Annotated in this window: 22 protein-coding genes; 18 read left to right on the top strand and 4 right to left on the bottom strand. The window is 71.1% G+C overall.

Features of this window, described 5'->3' with window-relative positions:
• The first annotated feature begins 45 nt into the window (after nt 1–45).
• From CSIV_RS16445 to CSIV_RS16430, 4 genes are read left to right on the top strand one after another with little or no spacing between them, the layout of a single operon-like run.
• Nucleotides 46–843, top strand: coding sequence for an LLM class F420-dependent oxidoreductase (locus CSIV_RS16445; protein WP_077052387.1), 798 nt, complete (start codon nt 46–48; stop codon nt 841–843).
• Nucleotides 844–848: 5 nt separating this feature from the next.
• Nucleotides 849–1,751, top strand: coding sequence for a 1,4-dihydroxy-2-naphthoyl-CoA synthase (locus CSIV_RS16440; RefSeq protein WP_077052730.1), 903 nt, complete (start codon nt 849–851; stop codon nt 1,749–1,751).
• A gap of 28 nt (nt 1,752–1,779) precedes the next feature.
• Nucleotides 1,780–2,922 (top strand): AMP-binding protein, encoded by a 1,143-nt coding sequence (locus CSIV_RS16435; protein ID WP_077052729.1) that lies wholly within the window; start codon nt 1,780–1,782, stop codon nt 2,920–2,922.
• Nucleotides 2,923–2,933: 11 nt separating this feature from the next.
• Nucleotides 2,934–3,905 carry a 1,4-dihydroxy-2-naphthoate polyprenyltransferase gene (locus tag CSIV_RS16430; protein ID WP_077052386.1) on the top strand — a complete coding sequence of 324 codons (972 nt, stop codon included), beginning with the start codon at nt 2,934–2,936 and terminating at the stop codon, nt 3,903–3,905.
• A gap of 3 nt (nt 3,906–3,908) precedes the next feature.
• Here the strand turns inward: CSIV_RS16430 and CSIV_RS16425 are convergent, their stop codons facing one another.
• Nucleotides 3,909–4,220 (bottom strand): DUF4229 domain-containing protein, encoded by a 312-nt coding sequence (locus CSIV_RS16425; RefSeq protein ID WP_077052385.1) that lies wholly within the window; start codon nt 4,218–4,220, stop codon nt 3,909–3,911.
• A 74-nt stretch (nt 4,221–4,294) separates the two neighbouring features.
• Here CSIV_RS16425 and CSIV_RS16420 point away from each other — a divergent pair, with 74 nt between their 5' ends.
• The 3 genes from CSIV_RS16420 to CSIV_RS16410 are packed head-to-tail and all read left to right on the top strand — an operon-like array spanning nt 4,295 to nt 7,411.
• Complete coding sequence (locus CSIV_RS16420) at nt 4,295–4,720, top strand: PLD nuclease N-terminal domain-containing protein (protein WP_077052384.1); 426 nt, start codon at nt 4,295–4,297, stop codon at nt 4,718–4,720.
• 2 nt (nt 4,721–4,722) lie between these two features.
• A complete protein-coding gene (menD, locus tag CSIV_RS16415) occupies nt 4,723–6,498 on the top strand; it encodes a 2-succinyl-5-enolpyruvyl-6-hydroxy-3-cyclohexene-1-carboxylic-acid synthase (RefSeq protein ID WP_077052383.1) in 1,776 nt (591 codons plus the stop codon).
• Between the two features lie 55 nt (nt 6,499–6,553).
• The gene (locus tag CSIV_RS16410; protein ID WP_077052382.1) at nt 6,554–7,411 is read left to right on the top strand and encodes a polyphosphate kinase 2 family protein; all 858 of its coding nucleotides are present in this window, start codon (nt 6,554–6,556) and stop codon (nt 7,409–7,411) included.
• On the opposite strand, the gene CSIV_RS16405 is transcribed toward CSIV_RS16410, so the two are convergent.
• Nucleotides 7,408–8,622, bottom strand: a complete 1,215-nt coding sequence (locus CSIV_RS16405; protein WP_077052728.1) for an isochorismate synthase — start codon at nt 8,620–8,622, stop codon at nt 7,408–7,410. The genes CSIV_RS16410 and CSIV_RS16405 overlap by 4 nt on opposite strands.
• A gap of 161 nt (nt 8,623–8,783) precedes the next feature.
• Here CSIV_RS16405 and CSIV_RS16400 point away from each other — a divergent pair, with 161 nt between their 5' ends.
• The 11 genes from CSIV_RS16400 (at nt 8,784) to arr (ending at nt 20,253) form a co-directional block, all read left to right on the top strand.
• Nucleotides 8,784–9,347 carry a DUF402 domain-containing protein gene (locus CSIV_RS16400; RefSeq protein WP_077052381.1) on the top strand — a complete coding sequence of 188 codons (564 nt, stop codon included), beginning with the start codon at nt 8,784–8,786 and terminating at the stop codon, nt 9,345–9,347.
• Between the two features lie 9 nt (nt 9,348–9,356).
• A complete protein-coding gene (locus CSIV_RS16395) occupies nt 9,357–10,076 on the top strand; it encodes a demethylmenaquinone methyltransferase (RefSeq protein ID WP_077052380.1) in 720 nt (239 codons plus the stop codon).
• Nucleotides 10,077–10,151: 75 nt separating this feature from the next.
• Complete coding sequence (locus tag CSIV_RS16390) at nt 10,152–11,213, top strand: polyprenyl synthetase family protein (RefSeq protein ID WP_077052379.1); 1,062 nt, start codon at nt 10,152–10,154, stop codon at nt 11,211–11,213.
• Nucleotides 11,214–11,251: 38 nt separating this feature from the next.
• Nucleotides 11,252–12,625: an FAD-dependent oxidoreductase gene (locus CSIV_RS16385; protein WP_077052378.1), complete on the top strand. Its 1,374-nt coding sequence runs from the start codon at nt 11,252–11,254 to the stop codon at nt 12,623–12,625.
• Between the two features lie 159 nt (nt 12,626–12,784).
• Nucleotides 12,785–14,050: an extracellular solute-binding protein gene (locus tag CSIV_RS16380; RefSeq protein WP_077052377.1), complete on the top strand. Its 1,266-nt coding sequence runs from the start codon at nt 12,785–12,787 to the stop codon at nt 14,048–14,050.
• Nucleotides 14,047–15,027, top strand: a complete 981-nt coding sequence (locus CSIV_RS16375) for a carbohydrate ABC transporter permease (protein WP_283286243.1) — start codon at nt 14,047–14,049, stop codon at nt 15,025–15,027. The genes CSIV_RS16380 and CSIV_RS16375 overlap by 4 nt, the downstream gene beginning before the upstream one ends.
• A complete protein-coding gene (locus CSIV_RS16370) occupies nt 15,027–15,875 on the top strand; it encodes a carbohydrate ABC transporter permease (RefSeq protein ID WP_077052376.1) in 849 nt (282 codons plus the stop codon). The genes CSIV_RS16375 and CSIV_RS16370 overlap by 1 nt, the downstream gene beginning before the upstream one ends.
• Nucleotides 15,876–15,886: 11 nt before the next feature.
• Nucleotides 15,887–17,149 carry an ABC transporter ATP-binding protein gene (locus CSIV_RS16365; protein WP_077052375.1) on the top strand — a complete coding sequence of 421 codons (1,263 nt, stop codon included), beginning with the start codon at nt 15,887–15,889 and terminating at the stop codon, nt 17,147–17,149.
• Between the two features lie 23 nt (nt 17,150–17,172).
• Nucleotides 17,173–18,135 (top strand): alpha/beta hydrolase, encoded by a 963-nt coding sequence (locus CSIV_RS16360; RefSeq protein ID WP_077052374.1) that lies wholly within the window; start codon nt 17,173–17,175, stop codon nt 18,133–18,135.
• Nucleotides 18,136–18,154: 19 nt separating this feature from the next.
• A complete protein-coding gene (locus CSIV_RS16355) occupies nt 18,155–19,846 on the top strand; it encodes an AMP-binding protein (protein ID WP_077052373.1) in 1,692 nt (563 codons plus the stop codon).
• The gene (gene arr / locus CSIV_RS16350) at nt 19,819–20,253 is read left to right on the top strand and encodes an NAD(+)--rifampin ADP-ribosyltransferase (protein ID WP_442922934.1); all 435 of its coding nucleotides are present in this window, start codon (nt 19,819–19,821) and stop codon (nt 20,251–20,253) included. Before CSIV_RS16355 ends, arr begins: the two co-directional genes overlap by 28 nt.
• 4 nt (nt 20,254–20,257) lie before the next feature.
• Here arr and CSIV_RS18515 read toward each other — a convergent pair whose 3' ends face one another.
• Together CSIV_RS18515 and CSIV_RS16345 are read right to left on the bottom strand one after the other, a co-directional pair.
• Nucleotides 20,258–20,395: a hypothetical protein gene (locus CSIV_RS18515; protein WP_175627638.1), complete on the bottom strand. Its 138-nt coding sequence runs from the start codon at nt 20,393–20,395 to the stop codon at nt 20,258–20,260.
• Nucleotides 20,392–21,033 carry a dihydrofolate reductase family protein gene (locus CSIV_RS16345; RefSeq protein WP_077052371.1) on the bottom strand — a complete coding sequence of 214 codons (642 nt, stop codon included), beginning with the start codon at nt 21,031–21,033 and terminating at the stop codon, nt 20,392–20,394. The genes CSIV_RS18515 and CSIV_RS16345 overlap by 4 nt, the downstream gene beginning before the upstream one ends.
• Nucleotides 21,034–21,097: the final 64 nt, after the last annotated feature.

Genomic DNA, 21,097 nt, shown 5'->3' with positions numbered 1-21,097 from the left:
CCCCATCCTGGCCTCGGTGTCGGACGCCGGGAATAGGCTGGCGGCATGCTCTTCGACACCCCGGTCCGGCTCGGCGTCCAGATCCAGCCGCAGCACGTGCAGTACTCCGACATCCGCGACGCCGTCTTCCGTCTGGAGGAGATGGGGGTCGACATCCTCTTCAACTGGGACCACTTCTTCCCTCTCTACGGCGACCCCGACGGCGAGCACTTCGAGTCGTGGACGATGCTCGCGGCCTGGGCCGAGCAGACCGAGCGCGTGGAGTTCGGCGCGCTGGTCAACTGCAACAGCTACCGGGGAGCCGACCTGCAGGCCGACATGGCCCGCACGGTCGACCACATCAGCAAGAAGGGCGGCGACACCGGTCGCTTCATCTTCGGCACCGGATCGGGCTGGTTCCAGCGCGACTACGACGAGTACGGCTACGAGTTCGGGACGGCAGGGTCCCGCCTGAACGCCCTCGCGAGCGATCTCGACCGGATCGTCGACCGCTGGGGCAAGCTCAACCCCGCCCCCACCCGCAAGATCCCCGTCATGATCGGCGGCAAGGGCGAGCAGAAGACGCTGCGCATCGTCGCCCGCCACGCCGACATCTGGCACAGCTTCGTCACGCCCGACGAACTGCCCCACAAGTTCGGGGTCATCGAGCGCTGGGCCGAGACCGAGGGGCGCGACCTGTCGGGTCTCATCGTGTCGAACGAGCTCAAGGACCGCGACGAGACCGTCGCCGACGCGCTGTACGACGCCGGCACGCGCCTGTTCACGCTCGGATTTTCCGGTCCCGACTGGGACTACTCGATCATCGAGCGGTGGCTCGCCTGGCGGGACAGCAAGAACGCCTGAGTGACGTGAAGGTCTCCGACATCTTCGACCCGGCCGAGTGGACGCTCGCGCCGGGCGCCGAGGAGTACACCGACATCACCGCCCACGTCACGCACGACGGCCGGGTGGCCCGCATCGCGTTCGACCGACCGGAGGTGCGCAACGCCTTCCGTCCGCACACCGTCGACGAGCTCTACCGGGCCCTCGACATCGCCCGGCAGGACCACCGCATCGGCGTCGTGCTCCTCACCGGCAACGGTCCGAGCCCGAAGGACGGGGGCTGGGCGTTCTGCTCGGGCGGCGACCAGCGGATCCGCGGGCGCGACGGGTACAAGTACTCCGACGACGAGACGTCGGTCGCCGACCACGGTCGGGCGGGGCGTCTGCACATCCTCGAGGTGCAGCGACTCATCCGCTTCATGCCCAAGGTCGTCATCGCGGTGGTCCCGGGATGGGCGGCGGGCGGCGGTCACTCGCTCAACGTGGTGTGCGATCTGTCGATCGCGAGCGCGGAACACGGTCGCTTCAAGCAGACGGATGCCGACGTGGGGTCGTTCGACGCCGGTTACGGCTCGGCCTACTTCGCTCGTCAGATCGGGCAGAAGTTCGCGCGCGAGGTCTTCTTCCTCGCCGAGGAGTATTCGGCGCAGCGGGCGTACGAGATGGGCGCGGTCAACCGCGTCGTCCCGCACGCCGACCTCGAGCGCGAGGCGCTGGCCATGGCCCGGACGATCCTCACGAAGTCGCCGACCGCGATCCGCATGCTGAAGTTCGCGTTCAACGCGGTCGACGACGGGCTGGTCGGGCAGCAGCTGTTCGCGGGAGAGGCGACGCGGCTCGCCTACGGCACCGACGAGGCGGCCGAGGGCCGCGATTCGTTCCTTCAGAAGCGCGACCCCGACTGGTCGGGCGTCCCGTGGCACTACTGAACCCGGGATGCCGCGGCCCGGTGCCGTCGTGAAGCTGGAGGCGGCGGCATCCGACGATCCCCGTGACGTGCTGCGTGCGCTGCGCCACGCCGTCCTGGGGGCGGGGCCCGCGGTCGCCCTGGGTGGCGGCGGGCTGCCGGAGGAGGTGGCGGCCGGGACGGCGGCGGTCATCACGACGTCGGGGTCGACCGGCGTGCCGAAGTCGGTCGCGATCGGCCGCAACGCTCTGATCGCGAGCGCTTTCGCGACGGCGGCGCGCATCGGCGAGGGCGCGTGGCTGCTGGCGGTGCCGGCGACCTACGTCGCGGGCGTGCAGGTCCTCGTGCGCGCGCTCGTGAACGGGCGGGAGCCGGCGGTCCTGGCCGGGCCCTTCCGTCCCGAGCCCTTCGCCGCGGCTGCTCTCGGCATGGCGTCGCACGAGAACGGCGAGCGCGTCCCCACCTACACGTCTCTCGTCCCCGCGCAACTGCAGCGGCTGCTGGATGCCTCCGAGGACGACCCCGAGGTTCTCCGGGCACTCCGCTCGTTCGAGCGCATCCTCATCGGCGGACAGGCGCTGCCCGTCCCCCTGCGCGAGCGGGCGGCCGCGGCCGGCGTGCGGATCGTGCGGACGTACGGGTCGACCGAGACCAGCGGCGGGTGCGTGTACGACGGGGTCCCGCTGGACGGGGTGGAGGTCGCGATCGTCGACGACGAGGTGCGCATCTCGGGCCCGACCCTCGCCGACGGCTACCTCGGCGATCCCGACCGCACGGCAGAGGTCTTCCCCATGGATGCCGCCGGTACCCGGTGGTACCGCACCGGTGACGGCGGCGAGTTCGCCGACGGAGTGCTGCGGGTCACCGGGCGCCTCGACAACGTCATCGTCTCGGGCGGCGTGAACGTCTCGCTCGACCGGGTCGAGGCGGCGGTTCGTGGCATCCCGGGTCTGGAGTCCGCCGTCGTGATCCCGGTCGAGGACGCGCAGTGGGGGCAGGGGTCCGCCGTCGTGGTGGCGGCGCCCGGAGGCGAACGGGAGACGCTCGAACGTGTGCGCACCGCCGTCGCCGCAGCGGTCGGACCCGTCGCCCGGCCCGCGAGGGTGATCCTGGTCGACGCGCTGCCGGTCCTGGCCTCCGGGAAGCCCGACCGCGCCGCCCTGCGGCAACGGTTCGGCTCCGCGAAGAATTAGGCTTTCCCTCCGTGGCAGCACAGTCTCGCAAGCGCTCGCGTCCGGCCCCGAAGCGGCGTCCCGGCGGCAACCCCCAGAAGGCGCACCGTCCCGCGCCGCACGCGGCGACACGCGCGACCGCGCGCGATTGGGTCGGTGCCGCGCGCCTGAGGACGCTGCCGCTCGCGATCACCCCGGTGCTCATCGGCACCGGCGCCGCGACGCTCGTCGACGACCAGCTCCACGGGGTGATCGCCCTCGCGTGCCTCGCGGTCGCGTTCGCGCTGCAGATCGGGGTGAACTACGCCAACGACTACAGCGACGGCATCCGGGGGACCGACGACGTCCGCGTGGGCCCCGGCCGCCTGACGGGCGGCCGGAAGGCGAAGCCGCGCACGGTGCTCATCGTGGCGCTGGCGTTCTTCGCGCTCGCCGCGGTCGTGGGGCTCGCCCTCGTGATCCGCACCGGGCAGTGGTGGCTCCTCGCCGTGGGTGCGGCCTCCATCGTCGCCGCCTGGTTCTACACCGGCGGGAAGCGGCCCTACGGCTACAACGCCCTCGGCGAGGTGTTCGTCTTCGTCTTCTTCGGCCTCGTCGCCACGCTCGGGACGACGTGGCTGCAGGTGCAGGCACTCCCGCAGGAGGCGTGGTTCGGAGCCGTGGCCGCGGGTCTGCTCGCGTGCGCGGTGCTGCTGGCGAACAACCTGCGCGACATCGATCAGGACCGTCTCGCCGGCAAGCGCACGCTCTCGGTGCTCATCGGCCGTCGGGCCACGCAGGTGCTGTTCACGCTGTTCGTCCTGGTGCCGTTCGGGATCGCGGTGTTCCTCGCCCTGGTCTACCCCATCGCGTGGTTGACGCTCATCGCGCTGCTGGGAGCCCTGTCGGCGATCCTCATCGTGTGGACCTACCGGTCACCGCGCGAACTCATCGTGGCGCTGCAGGTGACGAGCTTCACGTCCGTCGCGTACGGAGCCGTGCTGTTCTGGGCCTTCGTGGCCTGAGGCTCAGCGCGTCGCGTCGGGCCGGTCATCGCCGGCCGCGTCGACCACCGCGTCCTCGACGTCGGCGTCGCGCTCCGCGGCGGTGCGGCGGTCGTTCGCCTGGCGCGCGGCACGGCGCTCGGCGAGGTCGCCGGTGACCTGGTCGAGCGGGCGTCGCAGGAACAGCAGCGACAGGCTCAGACCGATGAGGGCGGCGAACACCGCGGCCAGCCACGGCAGTTCCTGGAAGACGGGGAACAGCAGCAGGATGCCGAGCGGCACCACGAAGGCGAGGAGACGCAGCACCGTGTAGACCAGGGCGGAACGGGCACGCATATGACCACTCTACGACCGCTCCGCCCTCGCCCGGCGCCCGGCCGCCGCCCAGGCAGCGCCGGTAGAATCACTGCATGGCACGCCTGCTGCTGATCCTGGCGCTCGTGGCGACCGCGTTCTGGGTCTACACGATCGTCGATTGCGCCGTTCAACCGGCGACCCGCCACCGCGGCGTCAGCAAGCCCGCGTGGATGGTGATCGTGATCCTGCTGCCGGTGCTCGGTGGCATCCTGTGGTTCGTGATCGGCCGCGGTCGCGCCGGTGGCCCGGTGCTCCGACGTGCTCCGGACGACGACCCCGAGTTCCTCGGCGGACTCTCCGCCCGTGCGCGCGCCGATCAGGACGAGCGCATCCGCCGCCTCGAGGAGGAGCTCGCTCAGCTCGACTCCGAGGGCGAGGATCCGCGCGACAGCCGACCCGCGCCGAAGCCGGACGGCGACGACCCCGGCGGGAAGCCGGGCGACGACGACACCCGCGGTCAGCGCGGCGCCGTCGGCTGACCGTGGCACAGGGGGAGACGGGCGCCGCAGCGCCGTCGACGGACGCGGCTGCCGCACTGTTGGCCGGGCTCGTCGCCCGCGGCGTGCGGCACCTGGTCGTGAGCCCCGGGTCGAGGTCGCAGGCCCTGGCCCTCGTGGCGGCCGACCTGGAGCGCGCGGGACTCGTGCGCCTGCACGTGCGCATCGACGAACGCGTCGCGGGGTTCACGGCCCTCGGCATCGGGCGCGAGACCGGGATGCCCGCCGCCGTGATCTGCACGTCGGGCACGGCGGTCGCGAACCTGCTGCCCGCCGCCCTGGAGGCCCACCACTCCGGCGTTCCGCTGCTGCTCCTCACCGCCGACCGTCCCCCGGAGCTGCGCGGCGTCGGCGCGAACCAGACCACCCGGCAGCCCGGGCTCTTCCATTCGACGACCCGGTTCGAGGCCGATCTCTCCGTCCCCGACACCGTGGATCCGGATGCCACCGGCCCCCAGACCGCCGCGTTCGACGCGGTCGCCGCGACGGCGCTCGCCGCGGCGCTGGGAGAGGGCATGCGCCCGGCCGGTCCCGTCCATCTCAACGTCCCTCTGCGCGAACCACTCGCGGGTGCCGCCCCGGCGTGGCTCGTGGACCGTGCGACGCGACCCGCTGCGCCCGGTGATCCGGCCGCCGACGAGGCATCCGGAGCTCTGTACCAGGGTGGGGGCGGGATCGGGATCGCGGATGTGGCACCCGAGCCCGAGGCGCCGGTGATCCTCGAACCGGGGCCACGGACGATCGTGGTCGCCGGCGCCGATGCGGGCCCCGCGGCCGAGGAGCTCGCCCACCGCGGCGGCTTCCCGCTCGTCGCCGAGATCGTCAGCGGCGCGCGGTACGGCCGACACGTCGTGCACGCCTACCGCACGCTCCTGCGCGACCCGGCGCTCGGTGGCCGCATCGAGCGGGTCGTCGTGTTCGGGCACCCCACCCTGAGCCGCGAGATCGCGCGCCTGCTCGGACGTGAGGACGTCGAGGTGATCGCGGTGCGCGGCCCGGGCGAGCCCATCAACCTCAACGGGGCGACCCGGGCGGCGGACGCCGTGGATGCCGACGGTGCCGGGGACCGCGCGTGGCTGGGGGAGTGGATGCGCGCGTCGCGCGCTGCGGTCGTCGATCTGAGCCCTCCCGCTCCCGACGCGGACGGGCTGGCGTCCGCCGTTCCGCACGAGCGACTCGGCGCGATCAACGCCGAGGTCGCGGTGATCCGCGCTCCCGTCGACCGTGCCGCCCTCGTCGACGCCCTGTGGCGCGCGACCTGGCCCCACGACCGGCTCGTGTTCGGGTCGTCGCGTCTCGTCCGGGTCGCCGACGAACTGCTCGGGGGCAAGAAGGTGGCCGTCCACGCCAACCGCGGGCTCGCCGGCATCGACGGGACGATCGCGACCGCGACCGGTGTCGCCCTGGCCAGCCAGGACGACGAACGTCCGGGCGTCACGCGCGTCCTGCTCGGCGACCTCGCGTTCCTGCACGACGTGGGGGCGCTCCTCCTTCCCCCCGGGGAGCACGAGCCGCGGCTTCAGGTCATCGTCGGCAACGACGGTGGCGGCACGATCTTCGACGGACTCGAGGTCGCCGGCGTCGCCGGTGCCGACGCGATGGAGCGCGTGCAGTACACGCCCCAGAACGTCCGACTTGAGCAGCTCGCGCTCGCGTACGGCTGGGAGTACCTCCGCGTGACGACGCGCGTCGCGCTCGACCAGGCCCTCACGTCCCCGGCGGGCGGTCGCCAGCTCATCGAGGTTCCGCTCGAGCGCTGACCCGCGCGGCGTCAACCTCTTGGCGCAGGGTCTTCCGGCACGGCACGATGTGTCGATGAGTTCGCACAGCCGTTGGACCACGCCCGCCGCCGTCGCCCTGAACGTCGCACCGGGGTTCCGTCTCGCCGATGTCGACTCCCGGTCCACCCCGGGCTACGACGGCGACAAGGACCAGGGCAAGGCGGACCTGGACGCGGGCGTCGCGCCGCTGGCCGATCTGCAGGAGCGTCTTTTCGCACAGAGCGTCGCCGGCACGGCGACGGGGTCGGTGCTGCTGGTGCTACAGGCGATGGACACCGCCGGGAAGGGCGGCATCGTCAAGCACGTCGTCGGCGCCGTCGACCCGCAGGGAGTCGAGCTGGCCTCGTTCAAGAAGCCGACCGCCGAGGAGCTGTCGCACGACTTCCTCTGGCGCATCCGCAAGCGCCTCCCGGATGCCGGTCGCCTCGGCGTCTTCGATCGCTCGCACTACGAGGACGTGCTCATCGGCCGCGTCCGCTCCCTCGCTCCGGCCGACGAGATCGAGCGGCGCTACGGGGCGATCGTCGCGTTCGAGGCGGAGGCGGCGGAGCTCGGCATCCGGGTCGTGAAGGTCATGCTGCACATCTCGAAGGACGAGCAGCGAGAGCGACTGGCATCCCGTCTCGACCGGCCCGACAAGCACTGGAAGTACAACCCGTCCGACGTCGACGAGCGTGCCCTGTGGGATGAGTACATGGATGCCTACCAGGTGGCGCTCGAGCGCACCTCCACGCCGCTCGCCCCGTGGCACGTCGTGCCCGCGGACCGCAAGTGGTACGCGCGGCTCGCCGTGCAGCGACTGCTCATCGACGCCCTCGCGGACATCGACCCGCAGTGGCCCGCGGCCGACTACGACGTCGCGACCGAGAAGCAGCGGCTCGCCGAGTCCTAGGCCAGGGCCTCGACGATCGGCCGGAACTTGACGCGGGTCTCGAGCAGCTCCGATTCGGGCACGCTCTCGGCGACGATCCCGGCGCCCGCGTATGCGGTGATCGTCGCGGTGGGGGATGCGGGGGCGGCGGGGTCGATCTGCGCGCAGCGCAGGGCGATGGCCCACTCGCCGTCGCCCGACGCGCCGATCCAGCCGACGGCCCCGGCGTAGCGCCCGCGGTCGAAGGGCTCGAGGCGGCGGATGACGTCCATCGCCACCGCGGTGGGGGTTCCGGCGACCGCGGCGGTGGGGTGGAGCACGGCGACGAGATCGAGCGAGGATGCCGCCTCCGACAGCTCGCCCTCGACGTCGGTCGCCAGGTGCCAGACGTTCGGGAGCTTCAGCGTGAACGGCTGCTCGGCGGCGGCGAGGGCCGAGGTGTGCGGGCGGAGCGCGGCGAGGACGCTCTGCACGGCGAACCGGTGCTCCTCCTGGTCCTTCGCGCTCTCGGTGAGGGCGAGGGCCGCGGCGACATCGCTGTCGGCGTCGCCTCCGCGCGCCGTGGTCCCGGCGAGGACCCGGGCGGTGACGGTGCCGCGCGAGACGGTGACGAGCGTCTCGGGGCTCGCGCCGATCAGACCGTCGACGGCGAACACCCAGCAGTCGGGGTAGCCCTCCAGCAGCGACCGCACGAGACGGCGCCGGTCGGAGCCGGCGGGGATCGTGCCGACGATGTCGCGCGCGAGCACGACCTTCCGCACCTTTCCCACTCCGATCGCCTCGACGGCGTGGTGCACGGCCTCCTGGTATCCCTCGGCGGTCTGCCTCCCGGGACCGAGCGTGGCCGACCAGTGCGGACCGAACGGGGAGCGGGGCGGCAGCTCGGGTTCGGGCTCGTCGGGGGTGTCGGCGAAGGCCAGCCGCGTGACCCACGCGCGACCGCCGTGGCGTCCCACGATCGTGCCGGGAACCCGCAGGATGCTCTCGCGCTCCGACCGGGGGTCGAACACGAACGAGCCGAAGGCCACGAGCCCCGTACCGGGCAGGCCCAGGGGGTCGTCGATGTCGGCGGCGGCAGCGATCCGGCGCCAGCGATCCGCGATCGTCGCGTCGCCCGGCTGCGCGCCGGTGTACCGCAGCGTCAGCAGGTCGCCGAAGCCCGCGAGCGACTCTCCGCGGCGGCTCCAGAACAGCGGGTCGTAGCCCGTCGTGTAGTCGAGGACGTCGTCCATGGGGGAGAGTTCGCGCGTGACGACGCGCAGACGCGGGACGAGGTCATCCGCCGGTTGCTGCACCTTTCCACAGTAGACCGCGACTGAGACTCGGGGCATGGAAGCGCCAGGACGCCAGCACAGTCACCTGTCGTGCATGCGCCGCGACTTAGACTCGCGGCATGACGTCCCGACCCGCACCCGGCACCCGGCTCGTGTTCCGCTGGCGCAAGTGGGACGGGTCCCCGCACTGGGAGCAGGACTGCGTCTACCTCGGCAGCGACGACTGGGGCGACTGGTTCGGGCAGCAGATCGGGTGGCGCAGCGTCCGCCCCGGCCGCGAGTTCGTCTGCCGCGAGCCCAACGTCACCCTCGTCCCGGCCAGCGGCGACTGGGCCTTCACGCACAACGCCGCCCCGCACCCGGTCGCCGTCTACATCGATCTCGCGTGGGATGCCGGATGGGACGACGACGGCGCCCCCGTGGGGATCGACATGGACCTCGACGTGGTGCGGCGCACCGACGAGCGGGGCACGTGGATCGACGACCGCGACGAGTGGGACGAGCATCGGGTGCGGTACGGCTACCCGGCCGACGTCGTCACGCACCTCGAGTCCGTGGCCGTCGACCTGGAGCGCCGGGTGCGCGACCGAGAGGCGCCCTTCTCGGACGACGTCACGGGGCCCTGGCTGCAGCGTCTGGCCGACCTCGCGCAAGCCGGGGACGGCGAGTCCGGCCGCGCCTAGACTCGACGGGTGAGCAGCGACCCGAACCGCGCCGATCTCGGCAAGGACCCCCAGCGCGTCAGCGGAATGTTCGACCAGGTGGCCGCGGCCTACGACCGCACCAACTCGGTGCTGAGTCTCGGCAACGACAGGTTCTGGCGCGTGGCCACCCTGAAGGCCGTCGCCCCGAAGCGAGGCGAGCGGATCCTCGACCTCGCCGCCGGCACCGGCACGTCGTCGATGGCGTTCGTCCCCAGCGGCGCCCACGTCGTCGCGGCCGACTTCTCCCGCGGGATGATCGCCGAGGGGCGACGTCGCCACGGGAACGTCCCGAACCTCGAGTTCGTGCAGGCGGATGCCACCGACCTGCCGTTCCAGGACGGGGAGTTCGACGCGGTGACGATGTCGTTCGGACTCCGCAACGTCAACGACCCGCGCCGCGCGCTGCGGGAACTGCGCCGGGTCACGAAGCCCGGCGGGCGCATCGTGGTGTGCGAGTTCTCGCACCCGCCGTCCCGCGCGTTCAACGGCCTCTACCGCTTCTACAACGACCGGGTGCTCCCGACCGTGGCGAAGGCGGTGAGCTCCAACGCCGAGGCGTACGACTACCTCAACGAATCCATCCGCGACTGGCCGGACCAGCCGACGCTGGCGGCGTGGATGCGGGATGCCGGGTGGGTCGACGTGGCGTACCGCAACCTCACCTTCGGCATCGTGGCGCTCCACCGCGGGACGAACCCCGGGGCGTGACGCCGCGGGGGCGCGCGCTGTCAACCGTCGAGATACCGGCGGCTGCCCCGGACCGCGCCAGGATAGGCTGAAACCGTGACCCCGAGACCGCCCGCGGCCGGCACCCGCCTGTCGGGCAAGCTGGGCCTGAGTGACCGCATCTTCGGCGGGCTGCGCGCGCGCACCCTGCTGTCCACCGTCGAGGCCGGCCTCGACCTCGTCGAGAGCACCCTCGAGCGTGAGGTGCGCAGCGCCGACAAGCTCGCCGACGTCACCGCCCGATACCTGTACGAGGCGGGCGGGAAGCGCGTGCGCCCGATGCTCGCGATCCTCACCGCGCAGCTCGGTCGAGGCACGACGCCCGAGGTCGTCGAGGTGGCCACGGCCCTCGAACTGACGCACCTCGGTTCGCTCTACCACGACGACGTCATGGACGGCGCCGACAAGCGCCGCGGCGTGCCCAGCGCCCAGACGGTGTGGGGCAACAACATCGCCATCCTCACCGGCGACCTCCTCTTCTCCCGCGCCAGTCAGCTCATGGCCCGGCGCGGCGAGCGCGCGATCCAGCTGCAGGCCGACACGTTCGAGCGGCTCGTCCTCGGTCAGATGCACGAGACCGTCGGCCCGCAAGAGGGCGACGAGCCCGTCGAGTTCTACCTGCGCGTCCTCGCCGACAAGACCGGGTCGCTCATCGCCGCCGCCGCTCAGTCGGGCGTGATCTACTCGGGCGCGCCCGAGGAGTTCGAGGCCCCGATGGTCGTCTTCGGAGAGAAGGCCGGGGTCGCCTTCCAGCTGCTCGACGACGTGATCGACCTGTCGCCCGACCCGTCCGAGACGGGCAAGGTGCCCGGCACCGACCTGCGCGCGGGCGTGCCGACCATGCCGTACCTGCTGCTCGGTCACCGGTCGGATCGGGCCTCGGCCGATCTGCGCGCGCGCATCGACGAGGGGCAGGACCGGATCGCCGCCGGCGCGGATCCCGCGATCCTCGACGATCCGCTCACGGAGTTGCGCGAGCACGAGACCACGCGCGAGACGCTGGACCTCGCCCACCGGTGGTCGCAAGAGGCGATCGATGCCCTCGCGCCCCTTCCGGACGGCGCCGTCCGCGAGGCCCTGACGCGGTTCGCCCGCGCGGTGGCCGACCGCTCCGCCTGACTTTTTCCCACCCCCCGATCGCGATCGAGAGGATTTCCATGACGAAGCTGCGCCTTGCCATCGTCGGCGCCGGACCCGCGGGCATCTACGCCGCCGACATCCTGCTGAAGGCCGAGCGCGAGTTCGACGTGTCGATCGACCTGTTCGAGCAGCTCCCCGCCCCGTACGGCCTGGTGCGCTACGGCGTGGCCCCCGACCACCCGCGCATCAAGGGCGTCATCACCGCTCTGCGTGAGGTGCTCGACCGGGGCGACATCCGGATCTTCGGCAACGTCGACTTCGGCACCGACATCACGCTCGACGACCTCAAGCAGCACTACAACGCCGTGATCTTCGCCACCGGCGCGATCCGCGACGCCGACCTCGACATCCCCGGCATCGACGCGAAGGGGTCCTACGGCGCCGCCGACTTCGTCAGCTGGTTCGACGGCCACCCCGACGTCCCTCGCGAGTGGCCGCTGGAGGCCGAGTCTGTCGCCGTGATCGGCAACGGCAACGTCGCCCTCGACGTCACGCGCATGCTCGCCAAGCACGCCGACGACCTGCTGCCCACCGAGGTGCCCGACAACGTGTACCAGGGGCTCAAGGCCTCGCCCGTCACCGACGTGCACGTGTTCGGTCGTCGTGGCCCCGCGCAGGTGAAGTTCACCCCGCTCGAGCTGCGTGAACTGGGCGAGCTTCGCGATGTCGACATGGTCGTGTACGACGAGGACTTCGACTACGACGAGGCCTCGCTCACGGCGATCCAGACCAACAAGCAGGTCAAGGTCATCGACCGAGTGCTGCAGCAGTGGCGCACCCGCCCGGGGGTGAACAACGCCGGGGGAGAGGCCTCCCGCCGCCTGCACCTGCACTTCTGGGCGAAGCCGGTGGAGGTCGTGACGGATGCCGACGGCCGCGTGGCCGCGTTCCGGTACGAGCGCACGAAGCCCGACGCCGAGGGCGGCGTCACCGGCACCGGAGAGATCCGCGAGGTCGCGATCCAGGCGATCTACCGCGCCGTCGGCTACTTCGGCTCGCCGCTGGCCGACGTGCCGTTCGACGAGCGTCACGGCGTGATCCCGAACCACGAGGGCCAGGTGCTGGCATCCGACTCGAACGAGCGGATCCCGGGCCTCTACGCCACCGGGTGGATCAAGCGCGGACCCGTCGGCCTCATCGGCCACACCAAGTCGGATGCCATGGAGACGGTGCGCCACGTCATCAACGACCAGGCCGAGTGGTGGCGCCCCGCGCACCCCGAGGAGGAGGCGATCCCCGCGCTCCTAGCCGAGCGCGGAGTGCGCTGGACCGACCTCGCGGGCTGGCACCGTCTGGACGAGCACGAGATCGCCCTCGGCGCGCCGCACGAGCGCGCGCGCATCAAGGTCGTCCCGCGCGACGAGATGATCCGGGTCTCGCGCGGCGAGTAAGCGCGCCCCCGCACCCCGCAGCACGCCCCCGCGCCGCGCGCGCGAGTAACACCCACCCCACCGCCGGGGCAACCCTCGCGACCGCATCCGAGCCCCCTCGGCAGGATGGATCGCACGACGCCGGGCAGCATCGCCCGCGCACCGAGGCGAGGGGGCCGGATGCGAAGGGTGATACGGATCGCGGCCGGGGTCTCGGCCCTCGTGCTGGCGGGGACGCTCGGGGCCTGCTCGGCGGGTGACGGGGTGCCGACCCTCACGTGGTACATCAACCCCGACGACGGCGGTCAGGCCGAGATCGCGGCATCCTGCACCGAGGCCGCCGACGGGGCGTACCGCATCCAGACGTCGCTGCTTCCGCGGGATGCGGCGTCGCAGCGCGAGCAATTGGCGCGGCGGCTGGCGGCGAGCGACCGTTCGCTGGACATCATGAGCCTGGATCCGCCGTTCATCCCCGAGCTGGCCGAGCCCGGCTTCCTTGCGCCGGTGCCCGAGGATCTGCGGAACACCGACGGGGTGGTGCAGGGGGCCGTGCAGTCGGCGAGCTGGAAGGACGAGCTCGTGACGGTCCCGTTCTGGGCCAACACGCAGCTGCTCTGGTACCGCAAGTCCGTCGCCGAGGCGGCGGGACTCGACATGACTCGGCCGGTGACGTGGGACCAGGTCATCCAGGCCGCCGAGGACCAGGACAAGAAGCTGGGCGTCCAGGGCGCCCTCGCGGAATCGCTGACGGTGTGGATCAACGCCCTCGTCGCCTCGGCGGGCGGCAAGATCCTCGAGGACCCGGATGCCAAGCCCGACGAGATGCAGCTCGGACTCGACACCGACGCCGGCAAGAAGGCCGCCGACATCATCAATCGGATCGGTGCGTCGGGCCTCGGCGGATCGGGGCTGCCGACCGCGGACGAGAACGCCAGCATGAATCTGTTCCAGGGCGACGACGGCTCCTTCATGGTGAACTGGCCCTTCGTGTACCCCGCCATGCAGGGTGCGGCCCCCGAGGTGGTCGACGACCTCGGCTGGGCGGTCTACCCCCGAGTGGATGCCGGAACCCCGGCGGCGCCGCCGGTGGGAGGCATCAACCTCGGCGTCGGGGCGTACAGCGCGCACACCGACCTCGCGTGGCAGGCGGTGGCGTGCATCGTGAGCCCCGAGAATCAGGCGCAGTACTTCGTCACCAACGGCAACCCGCCGTCGAACGCCGCGGCGTACGACGACCCGGAGGTGCAGGAGAAGTTCCCGATGGCCGACACGATCAAGGAATCGCTCGACCTGGGCGCGCCGCGTCCGCAGACGCCGTACTACAACGAGATCTCGATCGGTCTGCAGCGCACGTGGCATCCGCCCACCGCGGTGAGCCCCGACTCGACGCCGCAGACCTCGACCGATTTCATCCTCGCGGTGCTGAGAGGGGAGAGGCTGCTGTGACGACGGAGATCGCCTCGGCCGGAAAGCCGAGGACCGAGAACGCACGGCCGCAGGAGGCCGCGAAACCCCACAAGAAGCGCTCCGACCGCGCCCGCGCGGAGGCACGTCTCGGGTGGATGCTGGCGGGACCGGCGTTCGGCATCATGCTGCTGGTCACGCTGTACCCGATCGTGCAGGCGCTGTGGGACTCGCTGTTCAGCCTGCGGTTGACCGCCCCCGACGACCGGGAGTTCATCTGGTTCCGCAACTACCAGGTGATCCTCGGCGACCCGGCGTTCTGGCAGTCGATGGGGGTGACGCTGTTCATCACCGTGGTGACGGTGCTGCTCGAACTGGTCATCGGTTTCGGGTTCGCGCTCGTGATGCACCGCGCGATCAAGAAGCTGCGGGGCTTCGCCCGCACGGCCATCCTCGTGCCCTACGGGATCATCACCGTCGTGTCGGCCTTCGCCTTCTTCTACGCCTTCGACATCAACTCCGGCGGGTACGTCAACAACTGGCTGTCGTGGATCCCCGGGTTCGACGAGAACCTGAACTGGTTCGCCGCGCAGAACACGTCGCTGGTCGTGATCATCCTCAGCGAGGTGTGGAAGACGACCCCGTTCATCTCGCTGCTGCTGCTGTCGGGCCTCGCGCAGGTGCCGGGCGATCTGGAGGAGGCGGCGAAGGTCGACGGAGCCACCCCGTGGGAGGTGCTGCGCCGCGTCATCCTGCCGAACATGAAGGCCGCGATCATGGTCGCCGTGCTGTTCCGCACCCTCGAGGCGTTCCGCATCTTCGACAACATCTTCATCATGACCGCGGGTGCCAACAACACCGAGGCGCTGTCGCTGCTGGCGTACAACACCTCGATCGGGCGCCTGGAGATCGGACTCGGATCGGCGATCTCGGTGCTGCTGTTCCTCAGCGTGCTGATCATCGCCGGGATGTTCATCAAGGGCTTCAAAGTCGACCTGTCGGCCGGGAGGAATGGGTGATGCGCGCGATGACCTGGCCCCAGCGGATCACGTGGCTCGTGATCATCGCCGTCGTGCTCGTGTGGTCGCTCTTCCCGGTCTTCTCGATCGCGATGACGTCCTTCAAGACCCCGGCGGGGCTCTTCTCCGGCACGCTGCTACCGCAGGAGTGGACGCTCGACAACTACGCGACGATCCTCGCTCCCGGCGGCAGCGCCCAGGACCTGTTCCTGCCGGCGCTGCGCAACTCGATCGGCATCTCGCTCATCGCGACGTTCATCGCGGTGGTGCTCGCGACCCTCTGCGCCTACGCGATCGCGCGGCTGGACTTCCCCGGGAAGCGGATCATCCTCACCACCGCGCTGGCGGTGTCGGTGTTCCCGATCGTGTCGATCGTCACGCCGCTGTTCAACCTGTGGCGCGTCATCGGGCTGTACGACACCTGGCTCGGGCTCATCATCCCGTACCTGTCACTGACGCTTCCCATTTCGATCTGGACCCTCGCCGCCTTCTTCCGTCAGATCCCGTGGGAGCTCGAGCAGGCCGCGCAGGTCGACGGCGCGACCCCGTTCGAGGCGTTCCGCAAGACCGTCGTGCCGCTGGCCGCGCCCGGCGTGTTCACGACCGCGATCATCGCGTTCTTCATCGCCTGGAACGACTTCGTCTACGGCATCTCGTTGACCTCGACGGATGCCGCCCGCCCGGTGCCGGCGGCCCTGTCGTTCTTCACCGGGGCCTCGCAGTTCGAGGAACCCACCGGCGCGATCTCCGCCGCCGCGATCGTCGTCACCATCCCCATCGTCATCGTCGTCGTGATCTTCCAGCGCCGGATCGTGTCCGGTCTCACGCAGGGCGCCGTCAAAGGCTAAGGAGACAGTCCATGGCATCCATCACCCTCAACCGGATCGTCAAGACCTACGACGACGGTTTCACGGCGGTCAAGGGCGTCGACCTCGACATCGCCGACGGCGAGTTCGTGATCCTCGTGGGGCCGTCGGGCTGCGGCAAGTCGACGCTGCTGCGCATGATCGTCGGCCTGGAGGACATCTCCGACGGCGAACTGAGGATCGACGATCAGGTCGTCAACGACAAGGCGCCCAAGGACCGGAACCTGGCCATGGTGTTCCAGAACTACGCGCTCTACCCGCACCTCACCGTGTACGAGAACATCGCGTTCCCGATGCGGCTGAAATCCAGCGACCTCGACGACAAGGAGATCGACGAGCGCGTCCGCCGCGCCTCGAAGCTCCTCGAGCTCGACGAGCACCTCGAGCGCAAGCCCGCGAACCTCTCCGGCGGTCAGCGTCAGCGCGTGGCGATGGGCCGCGCGATCGTGCGCAACGCCAGTGCCTTCCTCTTCGACGAGCCGCTGTCGAACCTCGACGCGAAGCTGCGCGGCCAGATGCGCACCGAGATCGCGCGCCTGCAACGTTCGCTCGGCATCACGACCGTGTACGTCACGCACGACCAGACCGAGGCCATGACCCTGGGCGACCGCGTGGCGGTGCTGCGCCGCGGCGAGCTGCAGCAGGTCGCCAGCCCCCGCGGGCTCTACGACCAGCCGGTGAACCTGTTCGTCGCCGGCTTCATCGGGTCACCGCCGATGAACTTCCTCAGTGGGACCGTCGACGGGGACACGCTCCGGCTCCCCATCGCCGACGTCCCGCTGGACGATCGGCTGCGGAAGGCCGTCGAGGGGCGCGACCTCGTGATCGTCGGCATCCGTCCCGACGCGTTCGAGGACGCCGACGCCACGGAGCGCGACCTCGACGGGGGAGTCACCGCCGAGCTCGACATCGAGATGACCGAGTGGCTCGGCGAGGTGCTGTACGCCTACGTTCCCTATGAGACCGATGCGACGGTGAAGGACAAGCTGTCGGAGCTCGATCGAGACCTCGACGGCGAGAGCCTGCGCACCGAACTCGTCGTGGCGCTGGATGCCATGAGCGGGATCCGCGCGGGGGATGCTGCGCGCCTGTGGTTCTCCCCGGACTCGCTGCACCTGTTCGACCCGGAGACGGGCGTGAACCTCACCCGCGACGAGGCCAAGGCCGAGAAGCTGGAGGAGGACGCCCGCGCCGCGCGGACGCGCGCGCTGGAGCGGGCCAAGGAGCGCGCCGCGCGCGAGCAGCAGCACGCCTGACGACCCCGCTCTAGGCTGTGGCCATGGGGGAGTGGCATCCGGACATCCTCGGGCCCGGCTTCGAGCAGCAGACGTTGCCGCTGGGGAGCGACGACGAGGGCGAGATCGTCGCCACGCTCGTGCGGGCGATGCCGCACCCCGGCGCGCGCCTGTTCGGACCGTGGCGCGACGCCGACGTGCTGTACGTGCACGGCTGGTCGGACTACTTCTTCCAGACGGGTCTCGCGCGCTTCTTCACCGACCGCGGCGCTCGGTTCCACGCGTTGGACCTGCGCAAGTACGGGCGCAGCATCCGTCCGGGGCAGACGCGCGGCTACGTCGCCGCGCTCGACGTGTACGACGCCGACATCGAGGCCGCCCTGGATGCCATGGGCACCGGAGCGCACGGTCGGCGCCTCGTGCTCCTGGGGCACAGCACGGGCGGACTGACGCTGACGCTGTGGGCGGCGCGGCATCCGGGGCGCGCGCACGCCGTCGTGCTCAACAGCCCGTGGCTGGAGTTGCAGCTGGGCCCGCTCGGCCGGCAGGCCCTCGCTCCGATCCTCAACGCTCGCGCGCGAATCGATCCGCTCGGCACGCACCCGGCCGTCGACCTCGGGTTCTACACGCGCGCGCAGCGCGAGGTCGGCACGCTCCCCGACAGCCCCGACGGGTGGCGACCCGAGCGCGGATTCCCGACCCACCCGGGCTGGCTCGCCGCGGTGGTCGCCGGCCACGCGCGGGTGGCATCCGGGGTCGAGATCGGCTGCCCCGCGCTCGTGCTGCTGTCGAAGCGGTCGACCTCGGCGCTCAGCTGGAGCGACGCGATGCTCTCGAGCGACTCGGTGCTCGTCGTCGACGACATCGCCCGCGCGGCCACGCGCATCGCGCGGGAGGTGACGATCGCGCGCATCGACGGGGCGCTCCACGACGTCTTCCTGTCCCGCCCGGACGCCCGGGATGCCGCGTACTCCGCGCTCGAGCGGTGGTCGGGGTGGTTAGCGTAGAGGTCGACCAAGGAGCCCCATGACCTCGACGACCCCCACGGAGCTGTACCGCGCCGCACGCGACCTCCTCCTCGCCGCCCGCACCGATCCCGCGCGCGCGGCGTCCTTCTCGTGGCCGCGGTTCGAGGGGCCGTTCAACTGGGCGATCGACTGGTTCGATCCGATGGCGCGCGGGAACCACGGAGCGGCCCTGGTCGTGGTCGACGACGACGAGACCCACCACGAGCGGACGTTCGACGAACTGGCGCGCCGTTCGGATCAGCTCGCCGCGTGGCTGGCATCCCGGGGCGTGCGCAAGGGGCACGCGGTGCTGCTGATGCTCGGCAACCAGGTCGAGCTGTGGGAGTCGATGCTGGCGATCATGAAGCTCGGCGGGGTCATCGCGCCCACGACGACGGCCCTCGGCCCCGGGGACCTCGCCGACCGCATCGAGCGGGCCGAGATCCGGCACGTGATCGTCGGATCCTCGGATGCCGACAAGTTCGACGACCTGCCCGAGGGCCTCGGCCGCATCATCGTGGGCGGAACCCACCCGGGTTGGGTGTCGTACGACGACGCCTTCGCTCAGGATGCCGAGCCGGCGCGGCATCCGGGGACCACCGCCGACGACCGTCTGCTGCTCTATTTCACGTCGGGGACGACGTCCAAGCCCAAGCTCGTCGAGCACACGCACGCGTCGTACCCGGTCGGGCACCTCTCGACGATGTACTGGCTCGGAATCGAGCCGGGTGACGTGCACCTCGCCATCAGCTCCCCGGGCTGGGCGAAGCACGCGTGGAGCTGCTTCTTCGCCCCGTGGATCGCCGGGGCGACCGTTCTGGCGCTGAACTACTCTCGGTTCTCGGCCGAGCGGCTGCTGGCCGAGCTCGAGCGCGACCGCGTCACGACCTTCTGCGCTCCGCCGACCGTATGGCGCATGCTCATCCAGGCCGACCTGACGGGCCGGCGCGGGGCGCTCCGCGAAGTCGTGTCCGCCGGCGAGCCGCTGAACCCCGAGGTGATCGCGCACGTGCAGCGCGCGTGGGGGCTCGACATCCGCGACGGCTACGGCCAGACGGAGATGACGGCGATCGTCGCGAACACCCCCGGCGCCGACCTCGTCCCGGGGTCGATGGGACGGCCCCTGCCCGGTTGCCCGGTCGTGATCGTCGATCCCCTGACGGGGGAGTTCGCCGACGAGGGGGAGATCTGCCTCGACCTCACGGAGCGCCCCCTCAACCTCATGACCGGCTACGTCGGAGACCCGGCGCGGAACGCGGATGCGTTCGCCGACGGGCTCTTCCACACCGGAGACGTCGCCCGCCGCGACGAGACCGGGAGCATCACCTATATCGGGCGCACCGACGACGTGTTCAAGTCGTCGGACTACAAGATCAGCCCGTTTGAACTGGAGAGCGTCCTCATCGAGCACCCCGCGGTGGTCGAGGCCGCCGTCGTCCCCGCTCCCGACGCCCTGCGGCTGTCGGTCCCGAAGGCGTACGTGGTGCTGGCATCCGGTCACGAGCCGGGCGAGGAGGTCGCGCTGGAGATCCTGCGTTTCGCGCGGGAGAACCTCGCCCCGTTCCAACGGCTCCGGAGGATCGAGTTCGCGGAACTCCCCAAGACGATCTCGGGAAAGATCCGTCGCGTCGAACTCCGCGAGCGGGAGGAACGGGCGGCGCGTGGCGAGGTCGTCGTGGTGGAATGGCGCGACGACAGCCTGCGCGGCTGAGAGGAGCACGCATGGACGCCGGCCCCTTCTTCCACGGGACGAAGGCCGACCTGAAGGTCGGAGATCTGCTGATCCCCGGATTCCGGTCGAACTACCGCCCCGAGGTCGTGATGAACCACATCTACTTCACGGCGGTCCTGGACGGCGCGGGGCTCGCCGCCGAGATCATCCCCGGCGACGGTCCGCCACGGGTCTACGAGGTCGAGCCGACGGGGGAGTGGGAGAACGACCCCAACGTGACCGACAAGAAATTCCCCGGCAATCCGACCCGGTCCTACCGGAGCGCGGCGCCCCTGCGCATCGTCGCCGAGCGTGACGACTGGACGCGGCTGACCCCCGAGGCGCTCGCCGCGTGGCGGACACGCCTCGCGCGGATGCGCGACGAGAACGCCGAGATCATCAACTGACGCTTCAGGTCGGCTCGGTCGTGCGGATGAGCCCGCAGGTGACGCACGACCACGCCACGAGGAAGCGCTCGTCGTCGAGCACCTCGAACCGCAGCGGGTCGCCGCAGGTCGGGCACGTGGGTAGCCCGTCGGGTGTCCTCACCGCTCGAACGTCACGTGCACGACACCGCTCTCGGCGACCTCAGACGTGACACGGTAGTCGGCGTGGAGGTGCTCCAGGCCGTCCCACAGCCGCGTGCCGCGCCCGAGGATCACTGGGCGGATCGCGACATGGAGGCGATCGACGAGCCCCGCGGCGAGGGCCGAGCGGACCGTGGACACCCCGCCACCGATGCGCACGTCGGCGTCGCCCGCCAGCTCGGTCGCCCGGCGCACGGCATCCGCGATGTCGGCGTCGACGAAGTCGAATCGCGTGCCGTTCGCGAACTCGATCGGCGCGCGTTCACGGTGCGTCAGCACCAGCACGGGCACCCGGAACGGCGGTTCGTCGCCCCACCATCCGCGCCACTGCGGATCGTCGGGGAACGAGTGGATGCCGAACATCCCCGCGCCCATCACCTCGGCGCCGACGCCCTCGAAGTAGGCGGCGGCGTAGCGGTCGTCGACCCCGGTCGTGCCGGCACCGGAGGTGTCGCCGAACACCCGCGCGCGGAACGTGCGCGTCGCCATGTAGTCCGCGACGAGCAGGCCCCAATCGGCCCCCATCGGATTCTCGGGCGACATGTCGGCGGGCGCGGCGACCCCGTCGAGCGAGACGTTCAGATCGACGCGGACGGCCATGGCGTTCCTTCGTGATTCGGGCGGCGAGTGACGGATCGCACCTTATCAATCCTCCGATGGCGGT

Source organism: Microbacterium sp. CSI-V (assembly GCF_001984105.1).
Lineage (GTDB): Bacteria > Actinomycetota > Actinomycetes > Actinomycetales > Microbacteriaceae > Microbacterium.
This window is presented reverse-complemented; position numbering and strand designations above follow the sequence as displayed.

Bases quoted from the DNA above. Each gene is read 5' to 3' on its own strand.
- CSIV_RS16445 (WP_077052387.1), top strand. From the start codon at position 46: ATGCTCTTCGACACCCCGGTCCGGCTCGGCGTCCAGATCCAGCCGCAG.
- CSIV_RS16425 (WP_077052385.1), bottom strand. From the start codon at position 4,220: ATGCGTGCCCGTTCCGCCCTGGTCTACACGGTGCTGCGTCTCCTCGCC.
- CSIV_RS16420 (WP_077052384.1), top strand. From the start codon at position 4,295: ATGGCACGCCTGCTGCTGATCCTGGCGCTCGTGGCGACCGCGTTCTGG.
- CSIV_RS16410 (WP_077052382.1), top strand. From the start codon at position 6,554: ATGAGTTCGCACAGCCGTTGGACCACGCCCGCCGCCGTCGCCCTGAAC.
- CSIV_RS16405 (WP_077052728.1), bottom strand. From the start codon at position 8,622: ATGGACGACGTCCTCGACTACACGACGGGCTACGACCCGCTGTTCTGG.
- CSIV_RS16400 (WP_077052381.1), top strand. From the start codon at position 8,784: ATGACGTCCCGACCCGCACCCGGCACCCGGCTCGTGTTCCGCTGGCGC.
- CSIV_RS16385 (WP_077052378.1), top strand. From the start codon at position 11,252: ATGACGAAGCTGCGCCTTGCCATCGTCGGCGCCGGACCCGCGGGCATC.
- CSIV_RS16380 (WP_077052377.1), top strand. From the start codon at position 12,785: ATGCGAAGGGTGATACGGATCGCGGCCGGGGTCTCGGCCCTCGTGCTG.
- CSIV_RS16370 (WP_077052376.1), top strand. From the start codon at position 15,027: ATGCGCGCGATGACCTGGCCCCAGCGGATCACGTGGCTCGTGATCATC.
- CSIV_RS16365 (WP_077052375.1), top strand. From the start codon at position 15,887: ATGGCATCCATCACCCTCAACCGGATCGTCAAGACCTACGACGACGGT.
- CSIV_RS16360 (WP_077052374.1), top strand. From the start codon at position 17,173: ATGGGGGAGTGGCATCCGGACATCCTCGGGCCCGGCTTCGAGCAGCAG.
- CSIV_RS16355 (WP_077052373.1), top strand. From the start codon at position 18,155: ATGACCTCGACGACCCCCACGGAGCTGTACCGCGCCGCACGCGACCTC.
- arr (WP_442922934.1), top strand. From the start codon at position 19,819: ATGGCGCGACGACAGCCTGCGCGGCTGAGAGGAGCACGCATGGACGCC.
- CSIV_RS16345 (WP_077052371.1), bottom strand. From the start codon at position 21,033: ATGGCCGTCCGCGTCGATCTGAACGTCTCGCTCGACGGGGTCGCCGCG.